This is a genomic window from Desulfovibrio biadhensis (assembly GCF_055388615.1).
Window position 1 is genome coordinate 1721921 of the sequence record NZ_AP042477.1, and the last position, 17868, is coordinate 1739788.

Below are 17868 nucleotides of genomic sequence, written 5' to 3' on the forward strand. Positions count from 1 at the left end.
GTGAATAACATTTACGAAGCATTGCAACAGCAGCTTGCCGCTCCTCACGAATCCAGCGAAGGGGCGGTGGTGCAGCGCTTCGAACTTGCTGCGGATTTTCCTGCGTTTCAGGGACATTTTCCCGAAAATCCCATCCTGCCTGCCTTTGTCCAGGTGATGCTGGCGCGCATGGCGCTTACGCATTGGCTGGAAAGCCAGGGGCTTACGCCTCCTGCAATAACTGGCGTGGAGCGCGCAAAGTTCATGCTGCCCATAGGGCCCGGAGCGCTGCAGGTGCAAATCACCACGGGCAAGAAAGGATATGTAGTGGATATTGAAACAAGCCAGGGGCGAGCGGCTTCAATCATACTGCGATGCCACGAAACGCAGGACCATAGCTGATGCGTAAGCCCTATTTTTCGACAGCTCCGGGTGACCCTGCGCCGCTGCGGCAAACGGTGCAACGCCGTGTGCGCTTCGAAGAAGTGGACCCCCTGGGCATTGTCTGGCACGGCCGCTACCCCAGCTACCTGGAAGATGCGCGGGTGGCGGTTTGCGAAACCTTTGGCATCGGCTACATGGACCTTTATGCAGCCGGGGTGCTTGCGCCCATCAAGAAAATGCATCTGGACTACCACAGGCCGTTGCGATTCGGCCAGGTCTGCAGCATCGAGGGCGCCCTGCATTTTACCGAAGCTGCGCGCATCAACTATTCTTGCTCCATCCGCGACGAAGCAGAAAGGCTGTGCACCACGGGCTACACCGTGCAGCTCATGCTGGACGCGGACGAGGTGCTGCAGATGGTGCCCCCCCGTTCTATATGGAATTTTTGCAGCGCTGGCGCGAAGGGGTGCTGGTGAAAGATTAATTTTTATCGTCAGTATTTCAGTAGATTACAATATCAATAAGTTCTGAAAGGGGGAGTCCGGAGAGGGAAGGTCTTTCAAGATGTTCCCGCCCGGATCATGGTTTACGATGGGATTTTCCACCGATGTCTTGCCTTGGTTTCCGCCGGTGTGGGTAACCCATGCTGAAGTGGTGTCTCCGCTGGCCGACAGCCTGGACGCCACATGGCGCAGGCTGTGCGCCGGAGAGGGCGCAGTGCGTCCGCTTGATGTTGGCGGACGGTTTGCCGCCGGAACGCCGGGATACGCCGCCCTTGTGCCGGGGTTGGAAGCCAAATCGAATATGACGGCAGGGCGTTCGCTGCTGCTTTCTCTGCTGGACAAGCTGGCGACCAGGATGAAGGGCTGGCCCGTAAACAAGGGGCGTCTTTTTCTGTATGTTTCCAGCGCAAAAGCCGGCATCGACGTACTTGAGCGTAATTTTGGCCAAGAATATCCCGTGGCGGCATGGAAGGATGTATTGCCGGCAGGAATCCGGGACTGGGCGAAGGAGCGATTGCATTGCACGCCGGCAGGGGGCGAAAACGTCGCCGCTGCCTGCGCATCAGGCGCTGTGGCCATTATCCGCGCCGCCCAGGCCATAGCAAAAAAACGCTGTGATGTTGCGCTGGTGCTGGCGGCGGATATTATTTCACCCTTCACCCAGACGGGGTTTGCGGCCCTGCGCGCCGTGTCGGAACACCCCTGCAAGCCGTTTGATGTAGCGCGGGACGGGCTTAACCTGGGAGAAGGCGCGGCCGCTTTGCTGCTGATGGCGCCTGAATTCGCCCGTAAACATGGGTATGCCCCCATGGGTGCGCTGTGTGGTTGGGGGCTGGCCTCGGACGCCCGCCATATCACCGCCCCTGCAAAGGACGCCAGAGGTCTGCGCGCAGCCCTTCATGCTGCGCTGGAACGCAGCGGCAAGCAGTACGCCACCGCAGGCATTTGCGCCCATGGTACGGGCACTGTGTACAACGACGCCATGGAACTCACAGCTTTTGAACATGTATTTGCCGACATTCCCCCGTTTTTCACGGCAAAAGGCGCGTTGGGGCACTCCATGGCAGCTTCCGGGGCCATGGAGGCGGCGTTTTGTCTGCAAGCCCTGCGCGAGTTGCGTATCCCCCCCACTGTTGGATTGACGGCGCCGGAACCGCGTTGCCAGGGCAAGGCTGCCGCTGCGTGCCAGACATTGCAGGCACCGGCTCTGGTGAGCTGCAATGCAGGATTTGGCGGCGCCAATGCCGTGCTGGCGTTTACCCTGCCGGGGGGTGCTTCATGAGTGACTGTACGGTGCAGATTACAGGTATCGGCTGGTGCGCGCCCCAGGATATGGGCGGCACAGGGCAGGGTGTTCCCCGTGCCTTGCCGTTTGGGGATGGACCGCTGCCGGAACTGCGGCGTGTGGATGTGCTGGACGCCCCGGATAAGAGCTTTGGCCGCATGGACGCCCTGTGTCGCGTGTGGCTGGCGGCTTGCGCCATGGCTCTGCGAGATGCAGGCTTGTACGGCAAAGCTGCGCGCTCCACGCCTACCCCTGCTGGGGCGGTGATGTCCACGGGCTACGGTTGTTTGGCCACGGATGTTGCCTACTGGGGCACAGTGCCCCCCCATGGCGAGATGGCGAGTCCGCATCTGTTCGCCTACACCTTGCCCAGCATAGCTCTGGGCGAAGCGGCCTTGCGCTTTGGCTTGACGGGCCCCGCCATGGCCTTGCAGGAGCCTCCTGGTGTGGCGCACGGGCAGGGACTTGCTGCGCTGGCCACTGCCCTGGATATGATAGATTGGGGAGAAGCCTCCCTGATGCTGGCCGGCATTGCCGAGCTGGGCGCTCCCGAAGCCGCAGTTGGTCTTGAGGGCGCTTGCGGCCATGCGCCGCGTGGCGCATTGGTTCTGGTTCTTGAAAAGCGACTGCCCCCGGGGTACTCTGCCCTCGGCTATGGAAGCTGTGCTGCGCCTTCTGGAGGGGAAGGCGCTATCCTTTACGAAAACGCCCCCGTCGGCGATATCCAAACCTTGCTTTCGCGCCTGCCCTTTGGTCGGCGCGCCTGAAGCCACAGGTCACCATGCGTCTGCACATCATCTACCCAAAATGGCGCAAGTTGTTGCGTCAGACGGAATTCCATCTGCCCCCGCACGGTCCGGTGGTTTTTGCCGCCACAGTACCGGAAAGCGTGGATGTCTTTTTTACCGATGACAACCGCGTTCCGGTAGACCTGGACGCGCCTTGCGATCTGGTGGCCATGAGCGTGATGCTCACCAGCCAGCTGCCCAGGGCCTTTGAACTTGCGGACGAATTGCGCGCCCGGGGTAAAAAGGTGGTGTTCGGTGGCATTGCCACCCAGCTTCATGCGGCAGAGGTGGCCGAACATGCCGACGCGGTTTTTCTCGGCGAGGCTGAAGGACGTTTTGGGCAGGTCCTCCAGGATTTTCAGGACGGCAAGTTGCGCAAGGTATACGATTACTGGCGCACGCCACCGGACATAAGCCTTGTGGGGGCAGCCCGGCGCGACATACTGGACCGCTCCTTGTACAATTATCGCGGCGTGCAGATGGTGGATCTGGTGCATGCCTCCCGCGGTTGCCGGTTCAATTGCTTCCCCTGCTGTGTCGGGTACTTGGGGGGCAAGGTGCACCGCCCCCGTCCAGTGGAGACTGTCATTCAGGAAATGGAAGGCATCCCCAACAACCGGCTTTTTGTGGTGGATAATTCCCTTTCCCAGGACCGCGAGTGGCTCAAGGAACTGTTCACGGCAATGATCCCGCTGAAAAAGAAATGGGTCTCGCACCCTGTGATGTATGACGACGAGATTCTGGAGCTGGCTGCCAAGGCGGGGTGCTGGTACGTGTACCAGGCCATTTTTGATACCTCGGACGTCATCAGGAAGCGCATCCGCCAGCTCAAGGATCATGGCATCGCCATTGAAGGCACCATTCTGCTGGGTACGGACGACCAGACCGAAGATGATGTGAAGCGTCTGGTTGATTTTTTGATGGAGAACGAACTGGACATCGCCGAGTTCACCATCCTTACGCCGTTTCCTCACTCCCCCGTGCGCGCCAAGCTTGAATCCGAAGGCCGCATTTTCAGCAACAACTGGGCTGACTACACCTGTGACCAGGTTGTGTTCCAGCCACGGCACATGACGCCGCACAAGCTCGAGGAACTCTATCACTACGCCTGGGACACCTTTTATGCCGGAGGGGGCGAGAAGATCAAAATGGGCGAACTGTTCCGAAAAGTTGTGCAGCGCGAGATGGCCGACGGCACCTACCGCCGATACAACCCGCGCACCCCACGCAGTTTCAAGGCCCCGCGAGAGGAGTCGTGAGCCGGGTCTTTTTGCTGGCGTGCAATACTGCCACCGAGCCGTACCCGGTTTACCCCCTGGGCATGAGCGTGGTGGCGGCCGGGCTCGTTGCCGCGGGACACACAGTACGGCAGTACGACCTCATGGCCTCGCAAGGGGGGGAAGCCGCCTTGCACCAGGCCATCAGGGATTTCGCCCCCGATGTTGTTGGCATGTCCCTGCGCAACATCGACAATGTGGATTCCTTTGCCGGTGAGGAGCACTGGTATCTGGGGCGCGCCAAAAGCCTTGCAGAAGCGGTGCGCCAAGCCACAAACGCTCCTGTTGTGCTGGGCGGGCCTGCCTTCTCCATCATGCCCGAGGCCATTCTGGCCTTTCTTGGCGCAGATTACGGTATTTCCGGAGCGGGCGAAGCCGCCATGCCTGCCTTGCTCGAAAAACTGAACAAAGGCGAAGCTCGCCCCGGTGTGTATACGGCCCACGAGTTGGCCGGCGCGGCAAGCTGCTGCGCCGCCCCCCGTCCTGCATACGATGGGGGTATTCTGGATTACTACATTGGTGAAAGCGGCCTGGCCAATCTGCAGACAAAGCGCGGGTGCTGCTTCAATTGCAGCTATTGCACCTATCCTGCCCTGGAGGGACGGCGCTTTACCCCGAAGCCGGCGGAAGAAGTGGCGGAAGACGTGCTCTGGTTGCACAAGGAGCACGGCGTGCGCGAGCTGTTTTTTACGGATTCCGTGTTCAATGACCCTGCAGGGCACTGGCTGGAGGTTGCCGAGGCCCTGGTCCGTGCCGGCTCCACCATGAAATGGAGCGCCTTTTTTCGGCCCAAGGATTTGCGAAAGGATGACCTGGACTTGATGCGCAGAAGCGGGTGCATGGCCCTGGAGCTGGGCAGCGATGCGTGCGCCGGCGCAACCCTGGCGGGATTGAACAAGGGATTTGATTTTGACGAGATTGTGCGCTCGGATGCGGCGGCCCGCCAAGCAGGCCTGCCTGCCGCGCATTTTGTGATGTTTGCCGGCCCTGGCGAGACGCCGGAGACCATTGAAGAGAGCGTACGAAACCTGACGCGGCTGGAAAAGAGCGTGGTTTTCGCTTTCTCCGGTATTCGCATTTTGCCGGGCACTGCCCTGCTGCAGCATGCCCTGGAAGAAGGGGTGCTGGCGCCTGGGGATGACCTGCTGCGCCCCGTGTATTATTTTTCGCCCCATGTGGACCGTGAAGCCTTGAACAAACGCCTGATGGAGGCGTTTCAAGGCAACCGGCTGCGTCTGTTTCCGCCGGGAGAGGCGCAACTGCGCATGGATGTGATGCGCCGCTTCGGCCACAAGGGGCTGCTATGGAACAAGTTGCTGGAATCCCGCGCTCCACGGGGAAAGGCAAGGAAATAAGAAACAGCTTTTCAGGCGCAACGATGACTTTTGAAAGGGGCGTCCGCAGGGACAACCCTTTTTACGGGGGGTACCCCTCGGGCGACAGACAAAAGGTTCTTTATGAGTCGTTTGGACGAAAAGAGCATTCTGCTGGTGCATCCTTCCGGGGCGCGGGGTGGGGCGTCCGCCATTTCCAGGCTGGCAAACATCATGCCCCCTTTGGGATTGGCATCCATTGCCGCCTGGTTGGACCGGGCCGGGTACGCCACGCGTATCGTGGACTGTTATGCCGCGCCCGATGACAAGGAACTGCTGGATGCCGCCGCAGACATGCGGCCCGCCTGGGTTGGGTTCAGTTGCACCACGGCCACGTTCCTGGATGGTGTGCGTCTGGCGGGCGTGTTGCGTCAGGCTTTGCCTGGTGTGCGCACCGTCATGGGCGGGGTGCATGCGTCGTCCCAAACAAAACGCTGTCTTGAGGAGCATCCCGAGCTGGATTTTGTGGTGGCGGGAGAGGGGGAAAAGACCCTGGAGGAACTGTTGGCGGCGGGAGCCGACGGCCCCACTGCCTGGAAGGAGATTCCCGGGCTGGTGTACCGCGACGAGGCGGGGCAGGTGTGCGAGAACGCAGCGCGCAAGGATCTGCTGGAGCTGGATACGCTGCCTTTCCCCGCCTATGGCAAAATGGCCGGTTTCCCCCAGGCCTACACATTGCCGCTCTTCAATTACCCCAGAGCGCCTGGCGCAACCTGCACTTCCAGCAGAGGGTGCCCCTATGCGTGCGGCTATTGCGATCGTTCCGTGTTCCGGCGGACGTACCGTTTCAATTCGGCCGCGTATTTATACGAGCATTTGCGCCATCTGCGGCAGGACTTTGGCGTGCGCCACGTAAATATTTATGATGACCAGTTCACCTTTCGCAAAAAGCGGGTGGTGGAGTTCTGTGAAATGCTGCTTGAAAAGCCCTTGGGCATGACCTTTAACTGTGCTGTCCGTGCGGATCATGTTGATCCTGACCTGCTGCGGCTGCTCAAGCGCGCAGGCGGGTGGATGGTCAGTCTGGGGATAGAAAGCGCGGCGCAGGACGTGCTGGACGGGTTGAACCGCACCATGCGGGTGGAGCATGTGGCCGGCACGGTGCGCGAGATCAAGAAGGCCGGGCTGCGGGCCAAGGGGCTCTTGATGATGGGCCTGCCGGGGGAGACTCTGGAGAGCATACGCCATACCCGGGATTTTGCGTTGTCCTTGCCGCTGGACGATCTGAACATGGCCAAATTCACGCCGTTTCCGGGCTCGCCAGTCTATGAAAACATCCGGGAATACGGAACATTTGAAGAAGACTGGGAGCGCATGGACTGCATGCACTTTCTGTTCGTGCCCCATGGCCTGGACAAAGCCACCCTGGAACAGGAATTCACGGCATTTTACAAGGCGTTTTACACCAGCCCCCGAGCCATGTGGGACAAGACATCCATGATCTGGCGCTCCCCGGACAGCTGGCGGCGCTTTCTTGCAAACCTGGGGCAGTTTTTGCGGTTTGCTCGCCAGGGGGAACGCTATGAATGATTGCTTCCAGGGACTGCGGCTTGCCGTGGCCGTGCCGGTGTACAACCATGCGGCGACCCTGCCCCAGGTGGTAGCCGGGGCGCGGGACATGCTGCGCAAGGAAGCAGGGCGCTTTGCGAACCTGGAGCTTTTTTCGCTGCCCATTGTGGTGGACGACGGCAGCACGGACGCGCCGGAAAAGGCCATGGCCGGTCAGGATGCGGTGTTTTTGCGGCACGAGAAAAACCTGGGCAAAGGAGCCGCGATCAGGACGGCGGCGGGCAAGGCCAGGGAGCTAGGGTGCAGCCACCTGGTGACGCTGGACGCGGACGGGCAGCATGATCCCGAGGATTTAGCGAAATTTTTTGCAGCAGTTGCAGAGCGCCCCTTTGCCTTGTTTGTGGGTGAGCGAGATTTCGACACCTTGCATGTGCCGGGCGCTTCGCGCTTTGGCCGCAGTTTTTCCAATTTCTGGTTGCGCGTACATACGGGGCGCAAGCTGGGGGACAGCCAGAGCGGGTTCCGCGCCTACCCTTTGGCTGCGCTGCTGGACCTGGACTTCAATGAAGACCGCTACGCCTTTGAAGTGGAGGTGCTGGTGCGCGCGGCCTGGGCCGGGCTGGAGCTGGTGGATATTCCCATACGCGTGCACTATCCGGAAAAGGCGTCGCGGGTGTCACATTTCAAGGCTTTTCAGGATAATGCACGTATTTCCTGGCTGAATACGCGGCTGACATTCCGTTCTGTACTGCCCTGGCCCCACCAGCGGCTAGTTCCAGAGGACGCAGCGGGGGAATGCGTCAGTGCTGGATTCCGCCCCATTCATCCTTTGGATTCCGTGCGGGACCTGGTGCGGACCGGGGTGCCCCCGAAAGAGGTGGCGCTTTCCGGCGGGCTGGGCATGCTCATCGGGTGTCTGCCTTTGCCAGGGCTGCAAACCATCACCGTCATCACTGCCTCAGGATATCTGGGGCGCAACAGGTTTATCGCGCTTGGCGTAAATCAGCTCTGCATGCCGCCTATCATGCCGGCCTTGTGCATCGAGGCCGGGCACTTTTTACGGCATGGCAGCTTTCTGACAGAAATTTCCATAGAAACCCTGGGGTATCAGGCGCCGCAACGATTGCTGGAATGGCTGCTCGGGGGCGTGGTCCTGGGGCCGGTGTTTGCCCTGTTGACTGGCGGCGTGCTCTACGTTCTGGCGCACGGCGTAAAGAAGGGCAACAAGGTGGTGCGCAAAAATGGCTGAGACGCAGCAAGGAAGGCCACGGGGGTGGAACAGCCGCAGTGTGGCGAGCCGTTTCCAACACGCGTTTTTTTACAGGCTGATTCGCCTGGGCGGGAGGCCCTGGGCTTATGGCTTCCTGCGGCTGGTGGTCCTGTGGTACACGCTGTTTCGTCCTGCACTGCGGGACAGGACGCTTTTTTATCTGCGCAGACGGTTTCCGGAAGCGCGGGGAGCCGCGTTGCTGCACCATAGCTACAAGCTGAGTGTGCAATTCGGCAAAGCACTTGTGGACCGCGCCGCCGTCGGTATTTTAGGCCCTGACGAACTGGGCGCGAGCTTCACCACAGGGCGCGATGCATTGCTGGACCTGCTGGCCGAAGGCAAGGGCTGCATTCTGATGGGCGCCCATGTTGGCGGATGGCAGGCGGCCATGGCAGCCATGGATTTTCTGGAAACGCCCGTGAACATGTTGATGCAGCGTGACGCGGGCGACGTGGACCGCCACTGGTTTGAGCACAGGGGCATGGAGACGCCCTTCAAGGTGATTGATCCTTCAGGGTATCTTGGCGGCGCGGTGGAGATGCATGCCGCGCTGGGGCGTGGAGAAGTGCTGTGCGTCATGGGCGACAGAGTCCAGGGCAGCGAGCGCAACGTGCTGTCCGTGCCCTTTTTGGGGGAGCAGGCCAGTTTTCCTGTGAGCGCCTATCGCGTGGCAGCGGCAACAGGCGCGCCCGTGGCCGTGTTTTTTTCTCACAGGACGGCGGCCGGAGGGTACGAACTGGAGGTGCCGGAGATCATCCGCGTACCCCGCCGGCTTGGCAGAGGTGCAGAAGGGTGCCGCCCCTATGTGATGCGCTTTGCCGCTGCGCTGGAATCCTATTGCCACCGCTATCCGTACCAGTTTTACAACTTTCATAATATGTGGCGAAACGAAGATCAGGAGTGAATACATGAGTTTGCATGATGAATTGAAAGAGCTGCTCGTGCGCGAGTTGCAGCTCGAAGATATTGACCCAACTGCCATTCCCAACGACGCTCCTTTGTTTGGCGATCCGGACGCAGACGACGAAGGGCTGGGTCTGGATTCTCTGGACGCTGTGGAAGTGGTGGTGCTGGTGCAGAAGCATTTCGGCGTGGAAATCAAGGACATGGAAGAAGGGCAAAAAGCCTTGCAGAGCATTGACTCGCTGGCGGCCTTCATAACGGAGCGCAAAGGGTAATGAGCGCCCTTGTTACGGGTATGGGCTGCATTTCCGCCTTGGGTGCGGATATGGCGGCCTGCATAGACGCTCTTTTTGCCAAAGAGGGCAGTGCGCCCGACATCCCCTCGCGTTTCACCACTGGGCACCAGCGGATATACCCCGTGTTTGAGCTGCCAGCGCAGGTGGTGCAGGCGCTGCCCCTGGATGAAAACACGCTGCTTACGGCCCGGCTTGCCTGGGCTGCCGCTGCCGCTGCCATTGACCAGGCAGGCGTGGCGCATCTGGCTGAAGACGCCCCCCGTTTGCGTGTGGGCGTTTGTGTGGGAACAACGGTGGGCAGCGCCATGAATAATGAAGCATTTTACAGGTCTTACCGTGATCCTCAGGGAAGCGCCCCTGACATGGGCGCCATCCAACGCTATCTGGCGAGCAACCCGGCCGAGGTGGTGGCCAATGCGTTGCGCCGGAAATGCAGCCGCGTGGAAGTAACGCTGGTGCAGACGGTGTGCAACGCCTGCTCGTCAGGGGCTGACGCCATTGGCATTGCCGCCGGCTGGGTCCGGGGCGGACTTTGCGATGTCGCCTTGGCCGGCGGGACTGACGAATTGTGCCGTGTCACATTGAATGGCTTTGCCTCTTTGATGATCCACTCCCAGGAGCCTTGCCGCCCTTTTGATGCTGCGCGCGCCGGGCTGAATCTGGGAGAGGGCGCTGCCATGCTGGTGCTGGAGCGGGAAGAAAGCGCTTTGCAGCGCGGCGCCACAGGACTGGGGCAGGTTCTGGGATACGGGGCGCGTTGCGATGCGCATCACCTTACTGCGCCGCATCCTGAAGGACGTGGCCTGCGGGCCGCACTGGACGAGGCTCTTGGTTTCGCCGGGGTGGAAAAGAGGGATATCGCCTTTGTGAATGCCCATGGGACAGGCACAAAGGATAACGATCGCGTGGAGGGCAAGGTGCTGGCGGATTGTCTGCCAGGCATTCCCTTTTTTTCCAGCAAAGGACGAACGGGGCACACTCTTGGCGCCGCCGGCGCCATAGAAGCCGCCTTGACATTGGCGTGCCTGCAAAAGGGGCGCATCCCCGCCAGTTTTGGTTGTAAGACGCCGGATCCCGACGTGCCCGCCGTCCCCTGCCTGCAGGAGCAACCAGTGCAAGGGCGCGCCGCGTTGTCCTTTTCGCTTGCCTTTGGGGGCAGCAACGCCGTGTTGGCGCTGGGTGTGTAAGACATCTTCCTGGCAGGCGGAATCCGGCCTGTACTTCTGTCTATATTTGTTGTGGTGGGATGTGCTGCTGTTTGCCGCGGTGATTTGCTGTCTATGCGTCCAGGGCGGATTTCCTACAGCAGTCGCCTGCGCGATTCTTGGAAAGTTCCAGCATCTCAATGGCGAATGGCAGCAAATATTCGGCCCAAAGGCGATAGCCTTCAGGACCCGGGTGAAAACCATCAGAGGCAAAGGCTTTGGTATACTCGGGGTTTGTGGTTGTATCCGCCGGCAAGGTGCTGGGGCAGTGTTTGATCTGAAAGCTCTGCTCCGCCATCCGGGCCAGGGCAGCATCCAGGCGGCGGGCGCGTTTGGATAGCACCCAGCGTAACGGGTTGGGCAGGCGGACGAGGAAGCGCTCCGGCTGTGGCACGCCGGTCAAAAGCACCGGCATGGGCCAGAGGCGCATACGCAGCCTGAGAATAAGACAATCAATCTTGCGCGAGAATCTCCTGCAGGACGTCAGAGAAAGCGTGTCGCTAACGCCCATGCAGATAATCAGCAGATGAATGTCCCGCAGTTCATCCTTGACGTCATCAATACACTGCACCAGGGCGTCGTTGTCCTCCACTGTGGCGCCATTCAGGCCATAGGCCCGCCAGGAAACGGCCTGCCCCGTGCGTTTGCTGATTCCGGCTGCAAGCTGAGCCACGAGGCTTTTATCCATACGTTCCACGCCAACGCCGGCAATGGGCGATTCACCCACGGCAGCCACCTTGATGACGGGATCCTTGCCTGGAATAACCCCATGGCTGGGACCGGCAGCAACGGGCAATCTTGGCATATCCCGTCGAACGGCCCGCCCCTGCATGGAAAGCAGAGGCGCCAGGGGGGCCAGCCAAAGGTTGGAGAAGCAGGGCATGTATGGCTTCCTCAGGGCATGAGCGGAGCGTTTACAAAACCGGTGGCAAGGTCCAGCCCGCACATCAGATTGGCGTTGGCCAGCGCCTGGCCGGAAGCTCCACGGCACAGATTGTCAATGGCGGAAACGATGATGAGTCTGCCCACGCGGGAATCCAGGACAAGCCCGATGTCGCAATACATGGTGCCCCGTACGTATCTGGTTTCCGGGAGCTGCCCCTGGGGGAGTACCCGCACCCAGGGGTGGGGAGCGTAAGCCTTTTCGTAAATACGCTGGATATCTTCGATGGAGGCCTCCGCCAGCAGCGAGCAGTAAATGGTCTCCAGAATGCCACGGTTGATCGGCAGCAGGTGTGTGGAAAAGCTGATCTGCAGCGGGCGGTCTGCAATGGCAGAAAGTTCCTGCTCGATTTCAGGGGTGTGGCGATGCTTGCCCAGGTTGTATGCGCGGAAGGAGTCTGCAACTTCACAAAAAAGGCTGGGCACGGCTGCCTTGCGCCCTGCGCCTGTGGCGCCGGATTTGGCGTCAACGACGATGCTGTCAGGATCGATCAGCCCTTCTTGCAGGGCGGGCATCAGTCCCAGAATGGCAGCAGTGGGGTAGCAGCCGGGGTTGGCGACCAGGGACGTCTTTTTGACCTGCTCGGCGTACAGCTCGGGCAGCCCGAAAACAGCTTCCTCCAGCAACGGTACTTCGCGGTGCTCCTGCTTGTACCAGGTCGCGTAAGTTTCCGGGTCGCGCAGTCGAAAGTCTGCGGAAAGGTCAACGACCTTTACATCCTTGCGCCGCAATTCACCGGCCAGGTCCATGGCGGCGCCGTGAGGCACTGCTAGAAAAACCACTTCGCAGGCGGCTGCCAGGTCATCGGCATCCGGGGGCGTGATAGTCAGCGCGCCCATTTCTGAGTCTTGCAGAAACGGATACACGCTCTGCAACGGTTGCCCGGCAGAAGCGCGGGAGGTTGCCCGCACCAGCTTGAAAACAGGGTGTGCGGCCAGCAATCTGGTCAGTTCCATGCCTGTATAGCCAGTGATGCCCACCAGGCCTATGTTGATACTCTTTGCGGCTGTGCTCATGGCACGCTCCTGCTGCAGGAAAATAGTTCGCTAAGGTGTCGTGGCGAACAGTTCTTACAGGGTCTGCCCCCGCGGTTGCTCCGCTCGCCACCAAAGGGGGAGGACTCTGCCATGCTGCAGAATGCGCCCCCTTTTTATATGCAATATATCAGCCTTGCTGCGTCAATTATTTTGATTTCACCACGTAGGTCATGCGCAACTCATACAACAGCCCGTCCAGCATCTTGGCTTCTTCCGGGTCCAGGCATTTGCAGGTCTTTTCCTTGAGCATGGCCAGGATGTCTATGGTGTGCTTGGCCAGGGGGAGATTTTGAGACGTCTGCCCTGTTTCCGGTTCAGGAACCTCGCCCAGATGCACCATGGCCGATGAACTCAGCGAAAGGATGAATGTGGAGAAAGTAACCTTGGGAAAGAGGTGCTCATACGCCTTGCCTGCTTCCTGATAGGCTTGTTTTGCTTCCTCTTTTGCGCTGTCCTTTTCCTGCCCGCAACAGCCGCAACCTTGCGTGGTTTCGTTCGTTGCCTTGTTCTGATCGTTGCTTTCGCTCATGCTCGCTCCCATTGCTTGCCTGTGCGCAACATTTAGCGTTCAAAAAAAAGAAAAGATACTACAGTGTCAACGTATCCGGCAGATTAGCCGGCCATGCCTCAAGGGCTCGTTCGTAAGCCATGAGGCCTGTTTCTAGCGCATTGCGGCCGGAAACATGCCCCCCACAGTGGCGGATGCTGGCGGCAAGAGCGTGGAGTCCGGCCACAACATCAGCCCAGTCTACGTAGCCCATGTGGCCAATGCGCACAATACGCCCTTTGAGGTGCCCCTGTCCGCCGGCGAAAATTATGCCGTAGCGTTCGTTTGCTGTTTGCAGCACGGCGTTGCCGTCACACCCTTCAGGCAGCTTTACCGATGTCAGGCCGAGGGTGAAGCCGTCCTTGGCGAGCAGCTCCAGACCCATGGCGGTCACGGACTCACGCGCCAGCATGGTCATGGCCCATTGCTTGCGGTAGATGGCGTCCAGCGCGGCCACTCCAGTCATTTCTGCAGGGAAAACAAGCTCAAAGCAGGCTTCGAGCCCGACCAGCAGACTCACGGGTGATGTGAACAGGGTCTGGTTGCCCTGGGCCTTTTCACGCTCTCCTGCCAGGTTGAAATAAAAAGGTTTGTCGGTAACCTTTTCGCTTTTGGCCCAGGCCTTGTCGCTCAGAGCGATGAACGCCAGGCCAGGGGGCGTCATCAGCCCCTTTTGCGATCCTGTAAGCAGCACGTCGATGCCCCAGGCGTCCATGGGGCAGGGGGAGATGCCAACCGCGGAGATGCCGTCGGCCACAAGCAGCATGTCCCGGTCTTTGGTGAGCTTGCCAAGCTCCTTTATGGGGTGCAGCACGCCGGTGGAGGTCTCTGATGCCTGCACCAGCAGGCCGGCTGCGTCCGGATTGGCGTCCATGGCCTCTTTCACTTCTGCGGCAGTGACACTGCGCCCCCATTCCTTGCGGATGAAGACAATATTCAGGCGGTGGTTGGCGGCGATCTCCCCCCAGCGTTCCCCGAATTTTCCGGCTTCCACCACCAGGACTTTCTCTCCTGGATTGAAGCAGTTGGCTATGGCTGCGTCCATGACGCCAGAGCCCGAGCAGGACAGTGGCATGACGGTATTCTGGGTGCCGAAAAGCAGTTGCAGTTTTTCCTGCACGCCTTGCAGCAATTTTTTGAAAGGGGGCTTGCGGTGGTGGACCATATCCCTGGCCATGGCCAGGCGGACTTCTTCCGGCAGGGGGGTTGGGCCTGGGGCAAGCAAGCGTGGTTTGTTCAGCATGGTGTTTCCTTACTAGGGCGTCAATAGCGCCCTGTTTCTAACATGTATTCTTTTACGCGTTCGAGGGTCTGTGCGAGGGACGTTTGAGGGCGCCATCCCAGGATGCTTTCGATGCGCGAAATATCGGGTTGTCGGCGCATCATGTCTTCAAAGCCGGGCGCGTACGCCTCGGCATAGGGTATTTTTACAATCTCAGAGGTGCTTTCTGCAACTTCGCGAACTTTGCGGGCAAGGTCTTCTATGGTGATTTCATTGCCGCCTCCGACATTGAAGACTTTCCCTACGGCGTCTTCACTTTCCGAAAGCAATTGCATGGCGCGGATGACATCCTGCACGTCGCAAAAGCAGCGGCTTTGGCTGCCGTCGCCAAAGATGGTGATGGGCTCCCCGCGCAGGGCCTGGGCCATGAAGCGGGGGATGACCATGCCGTATTGGCCGGTCTGCCGCGGTCCCACCGTATTGAACAGGCGCATGATGGTGACGTTGAGGTCGAATTCCTGATGGTGGGCAAGGCCGAGACTCTCGTCCAGCATTTTGGAAATGGCGTAGGCCCAGCGGCTTTTGCTGGTTGCGCCCAAAACCACGTCGTCGTCTTCATGGAAGGGAGCCTTGGCGCCTTTGCCGTATACTTCCGAGGTACTGGCCAAGAGCACTTTGCAGTAATAGCGGTGGGCACAGCGGAACACGGCTTCACTGCCGCGCACATTGGTCTCAATGGTGCGAGCAGGATGCTTGACGATGAGGTCCACGCCAACGGCCGCCGCCAGGTGATAGATGACCTTTGCCCGGGAGGCCAAGCGGTCCATGACCAGTTCATCCATTATGGAGGCGCGGGTAAAATGGAAGTTGGGGTTCGAGCGATGATGCTCTATGTTGGCAAGCTGCCCGGTGGAAAGGTCGTCGATAACGTCAACTTCGTGCCCCTTGGCAAGCAGGGCGTCCACCAGGTGGGAGCCAATGAACCCGGCGCCCCCGGTAATTAACACTCGCATGTTCCGCATCCTCAGCATGGTAATGCGCGCACGGCGCAATTATTTCTTAAAAGAATAAAATTTAGGCAAAAGCTAGCGGCCTGTCCAGTACCGCATTAATGGAGGATGAAAAGCTTTTGGAATTTCCCGGGGGCGGCGGGATGAAATCCGTGCTTACATACTGTACAGACTAGGGACTGTGTAGTACCAGCCCTTGGACTGCAGGCTGCGTCAGGCGGCCTGGGCAATGGTTTTGAACTCATGAAGACGAAAAAAAATCGTACCGGGGCGGGCGCAATTGCCCGGCGCGTTTTGCCCCCTGTGCTGTACCGTGCTATGGGCGGTGCAAGCAGCAGAAACCATAAGACGAACGAGGTGTGAAAAATGAGCGGAGATCCAAAATCCGGCATGGCAAGCCGGCTGTACCCCGCCGGATTGGCGCTTGCCGGACTGCTCTTTTGCATCGCTGCCGGACTGGGGCAGGCAGAAAGCCTGTGTCTCACGCAGGGGTGCTCGCTTTATACGGATGTGAACGTGTTCGGCGTTTCGTTGTGGTGGTACGGCGCCGGTGTTTTTATTGTTATTGGCGCGCTGTGCCTGGTGGGGGCCCTGCGGCTTGCCTGGCTGGGGGCGCTTGTTGTTGTGGCCGTAGACTGTTTTTTTCTCGGGTGGATGGCGCTCAGCCTGCCGTGTGTCAACTGCCTCATCGTTGCGGCTTTTTTCCTGTCGCTCCTGTTGACCTTGAGCTGGATAATCAACGCCAGGTGGCTTCCTGTTCTGATAGTGGGCGGACTCTGGTTGGGGCTGTTTTCTCCGAACCTTTTTGCCGCCGGACAGGAGCTTGCCGGCCCCTGGGCCATAAGGGGCAGTTATAATTCGCCTGTGCGGGTATTCTTCTCTCCCAGTTGCCCGGCCTGTGGCGAGGCCTTGCGCGGTCTGCTGGCAAATGGTGAACGCAACCTAGCCTTTTTCCCTGTGGCTGAAAATGAAGAGGATGTCCTGCGTATACGCACGCTTGAGCATGAGCTTGCCACCGGCGCTCCATTTGCACGGACCTTTGCTGCCAGCCGGGACCCTCTGGCTGCGCCTGACGCCGGCGCCTGGGAGCGTTTTTCCCTGCGTGTCCGCCTGATGCGCAACAAAATCGCATTGGCGCGGATGGGCGCGCCGCGCATTCCCGTGATACTTACCTTTGGTGTGCCAAAAGGGTTTGGCTCCAGTGCGGGAAAAAGCGACAGCGGGGGGCTTTTCTCATCTCAGGAAGAATTCAGCGGTTGTACGCAGCTTGGTGACGGGCTGGTGGATTGTGATGACCCCTCGGCCACGCCTTCACCTGCGCCTGCACCCGGAAATGATGCAGAAAAAACCCTGGAATTAGAGTTGGGTGGAAGCAATAATTTGTATTAGTGCAGAAAACTACAAAAAGGTTCTTGACAAGTCTGCAAATTGAGGGATAAAGAACGTGTTTCCCGTTCAGGGCCGTTAACTCAGGTGGTAGAGTATCTGCCTTTTAAGCAGAGAGTCGCAGGTTCGAGCCCTGCACGGCCCACCAAAGAATGCAAAGGGTTACTTCAGAAATGAAGTAACCCTTTTTTTGTTGCCTTTCGTTTTGCCCAGCCATGATGTTTTCCATTTGTCAGGTACGGTTATGTACGTGCAACAGGTCGGGGTTTGATGTAAGCACCGGCATTGCTCGCAATTAGGGCAGGCATCACTACGTTTACAGGGCGATGCAGCAGGTTGCAGGGTTGATCGTGGAGGATGGAACTGCAAACAAAAACTGTGGTGACAGCGTTCATGGTTCGCATCGCACGGATGTTTATAGCACCGGTTTTTTGTTGCTCTGGCTGATTTGGGTCTTAAGGAGAGAGAATATTTAGAAGGTCGGCCAATTTTCAAGGGTAGTAATAAACTGCGGCTCTGCCTGTCTCCGATTTAACATTGTATCATATTGTTTTAATGATATTTTAGCGAAGATTTCGTCATGCACTGTGAAACATGGTTGCGATAACGTCGACCATCGGATAGGAATTTACACATCACGATGCCCTTCAGGTGGCATGGGCCATAACAGGGAATCCGGTGCGAATCCGGAGCGGTCCCGCCGCTGTAATCCTCGCGTACGGTCCGATTCATTACACACTGCAATTATGCGGGAAGTCGAATCGGATGGGGAAAGCCAGAAGACCTACCTGAAGCATTTCTTGCCGTTTTCGGTTCGCGGAAACCGGACACGGGCTTGAATTTTGATACCAAGTTAAACCTTGTCGGATTTTTTACGGTTCTGCCGTGGAATCTACATCGGCAATTGTGCAAGCAATGCAGCCGCGAACGCTGTTTTACGCGTCGGGAGCT

General features: G+C 59.0%; 17 protein-coding genes, 1 tRNA gene and 1 riboswitch. Of the genes, 13 read left to right on the forward strand and 5 right to left on the reverse strand.

Going from position 1 to position 17868, the window contains the following annotated elements; genetic code table 11:
* The 11 genes from ACZ5EH_RS07480 (at window position 1) to ACZ5EH_RS07530 (ending at window position 10754) form a co-directional block, all read left to right on the forward strand.
* On the forward strand, window positions 1–381 hold the full coding sequence (locus tag ACZ5EH_RS07480) for an ApeI family dehydratase (protein ID WP_464277498.1): 381 nt from the start codon (window positions 1–3) through the stop codon (window positions 379–381).
* Window positions 381–839, forward strand: coding sequence for an acyl-CoA thioesterase (locus tag ACZ5EH_RS07485; protein WP_464277499.1), 459 nt, complete (start codon window positions 381–383; stop codon window positions 837–839). Before ACZ5EH_RS07480 ends, ACZ5EH_RS07485 begins: the two co-directional genes overlap by 1 nt.
* Window positions 840–954: 115 nt before the next feature.
* Window positions 955–2148, forward strand: coding sequence for a beta-ketoacyl synthase N-terminal-like domain-containing protein (locus ACZ5EH_RS07490; RefSeq protein WP_464277500.1), 1194 nt, complete (start codon window positions 955–957; stop codon window positions 2146–2148).
* Complete coding sequence (locus tag ACZ5EH_RS07495) at window positions 2145–2918, forward strand: beta-ketoacyl synthase N-terminal-like domain-containing protein (protein ID WP_464277501.1); 774 nt, start codon at window positions 2145–2147, stop codon at window positions 2916–2918. Before ACZ5EH_RS07490 ends, ACZ5EH_RS07495 begins: the two co-directional genes overlap by 4 nt.
* Window positions 2919–2932: 14 nt before the next feature.
* Window positions 2933–4198: a B12-binding domain-containing radical SAM protein gene (locus tag ACZ5EH_RS07500; protein WP_464277502.1), complete on the forward strand. Its 1266-nt coding sequence runs from the start codon at window positions 2933–2935 to the stop codon at window positions 4196–4198.
* Window positions 4195–5571 (forward strand): lipid biosynthesis B12-binding/radical SAM protein, encoded by a 1377-nt coding sequence (locus ACZ5EH_RS07505; protein ID WP_464277503.1) that lies wholly within the window; start codon window positions 4195–4197, stop codon window positions 5569–5571. The genes ACZ5EH_RS07500 and ACZ5EH_RS07505 overlap by 4 nt, the downstream gene beginning before the upstream one ends.
* 102 nt (window positions 5572–5673) lie before the next feature.
* Complete coding sequence (locus ACZ5EH_RS07510; protein ID WP_464277504.1) at window positions 5674–7119, forward strand: B12-binding domain-containing radical SAM protein; 1446 nt, start codon at window positions 5674–5676, stop codon at window positions 7117–7119.
* On the forward strand, window positions 7112–8347 hold the full coding sequence (locus ACZ5EH_RS07515; protein WP_464277505.1) for a DUF2062 domain-containing protein: 1236 nt from the start codon (window positions 7112–7114) through the stop codon (window positions 8345–8347). Before ACZ5EH_RS07510 ends, ACZ5EH_RS07515 begins: the two co-directional genes overlap by 8 nt.
* A complete protein-coding gene (locus ACZ5EH_RS07520) occupies window positions 8340–9272 on the forward strand; it encodes an LpxL/LpxP family acyltransferase (protein ID WP_464277506.1) in 933 nt (310 codons plus the stop codon). The genes ACZ5EH_RS07515 and ACZ5EH_RS07520 overlap by 8 nt, the downstream gene beginning before the upstream one ends.
* A gap of 4 nt (window positions 9273–9276) precedes the next feature.
* Window positions 9277–9546, forward strand: coding sequence for a phosphopantetheine-binding protein (locus tag ACZ5EH_RS07525; RefSeq protein ID WP_464277507.1), 270 nt, complete (start codon window positions 9277–9279; stop codon window positions 9544–9546).
* The gene (locus ACZ5EH_RS07530; RefSeq protein ID WP_464277508.1) at window positions 9546–10754 is read left to right on the forward strand and encodes a beta-ketoacyl-[acyl-carrier-protein] synthase family protein; all 1209 of its coding nucleotides are present in this window, start codon (window positions 9546–9548) and stop codon (window positions 10752–10754) included. Before ACZ5EH_RS07525 ends, ACZ5EH_RS07530 begins: the two co-directional genes overlap by 1 nt.
* Before the next feature lie 91 nt (window positions 10755–10845).
* Here ACZ5EH_RS07530 and ACZ5EH_RS07535 read toward each other — a convergent pair whose 3' ends face one another.
* The 5 genes from ACZ5EH_RS07535 to ACZ5EH_RS07555 all read right to left on the reverse strand — a co-directional run bounded on the left by ACZ5EH_RS07535 (window position 10846) and on the right by ACZ5EH_RS07555 (window position 15534).
* Window positions 10846–11655 carry an SGNH/GDSL hydrolase family protein gene (locus ACZ5EH_RS07535; protein ID WP_464277509.1) on the reverse strand — a complete coding sequence of 270 codons (810 nt, stop codon included), beginning with the start codon at window positions 11653–11655 and terminating at the stop codon, window positions 10846–10848.
* 11 nt (window positions 11656–11666) lie between these two features.
* Window positions 11667–12731, reverse strand: a complete 1065-nt coding sequence (argC, locus tag ACZ5EH_RS07540; RefSeq protein WP_464277510.1) for an N-acetyl-gamma-glutamyl-phosphate reductase — start codon at window positions 12729–12731, stop codon at window positions 11667–11669.
* Window positions 12732–12897: 166 nt separating this feature from the next.
* Window positions 12898–13281, reverse strand: coding sequence for a DUF1844 domain-containing protein (locus ACZ5EH_RS07545; protein ID WP_464277511.1), 384 nt, complete (start codon window positions 13279–13281; stop codon window positions 12898–12900).
* A 58-nt stretch (window positions 13282–13339) separates the two neighbouring features.
* Window positions 13340–14542: a pyridoxal-phosphate-dependent aminotransferase family protein gene (locus ACZ5EH_RS07550; protein WP_464277512.1), complete on the reverse strand. Its 1203-nt coding sequence runs from the start codon at window positions 14540–14542 to the stop codon at window positions 13340–13342.
* A 20-nt stretch (window positions 14543–14562) separates the two neighbouring features.
* Window positions 14563–15534, reverse strand: coding sequence for a GDP-mannose 4,6-dehydratase (locus ACZ5EH_RS07555; RefSeq protein WP_464277513.1), 972 nt, complete (start codon window positions 15532–15534; stop codon window positions 14563–14565).
* 363 nt (window positions 15535–15897) lie between these two features.
* Between ACZ5EH_RS07555 and ACZ5EH_RS07560 the strand changes: the two genes are divergently transcribed.
* Window positions 15898–16920 carry a hypothetical protein gene (locus ACZ5EH_RS07560; RefSeq protein WP_464277514.1) on the forward strand — a complete coding sequence of 341 codons (1023 nt, stop codon included), beginning with the start codon at window positions 15898–15900 and terminating at the stop codon, window positions 16918–16920.
* A 69-nt stretch (window positions 16921–16989) separates the two neighbouring features.
* A tRNA-Lys gene (locus ACZ5EH_RS07565) sits at window positions 16990–17065 on the forward strand.
* 484 nt (window positions 17066–17549) lie between these two features.
* Window positions 17550–17723, forward strand: a riboswitch (cobalamin riboswitch).
* The last annotated feature ends 145 nt before the right edge of the window (window positions 17724–17868 follow it).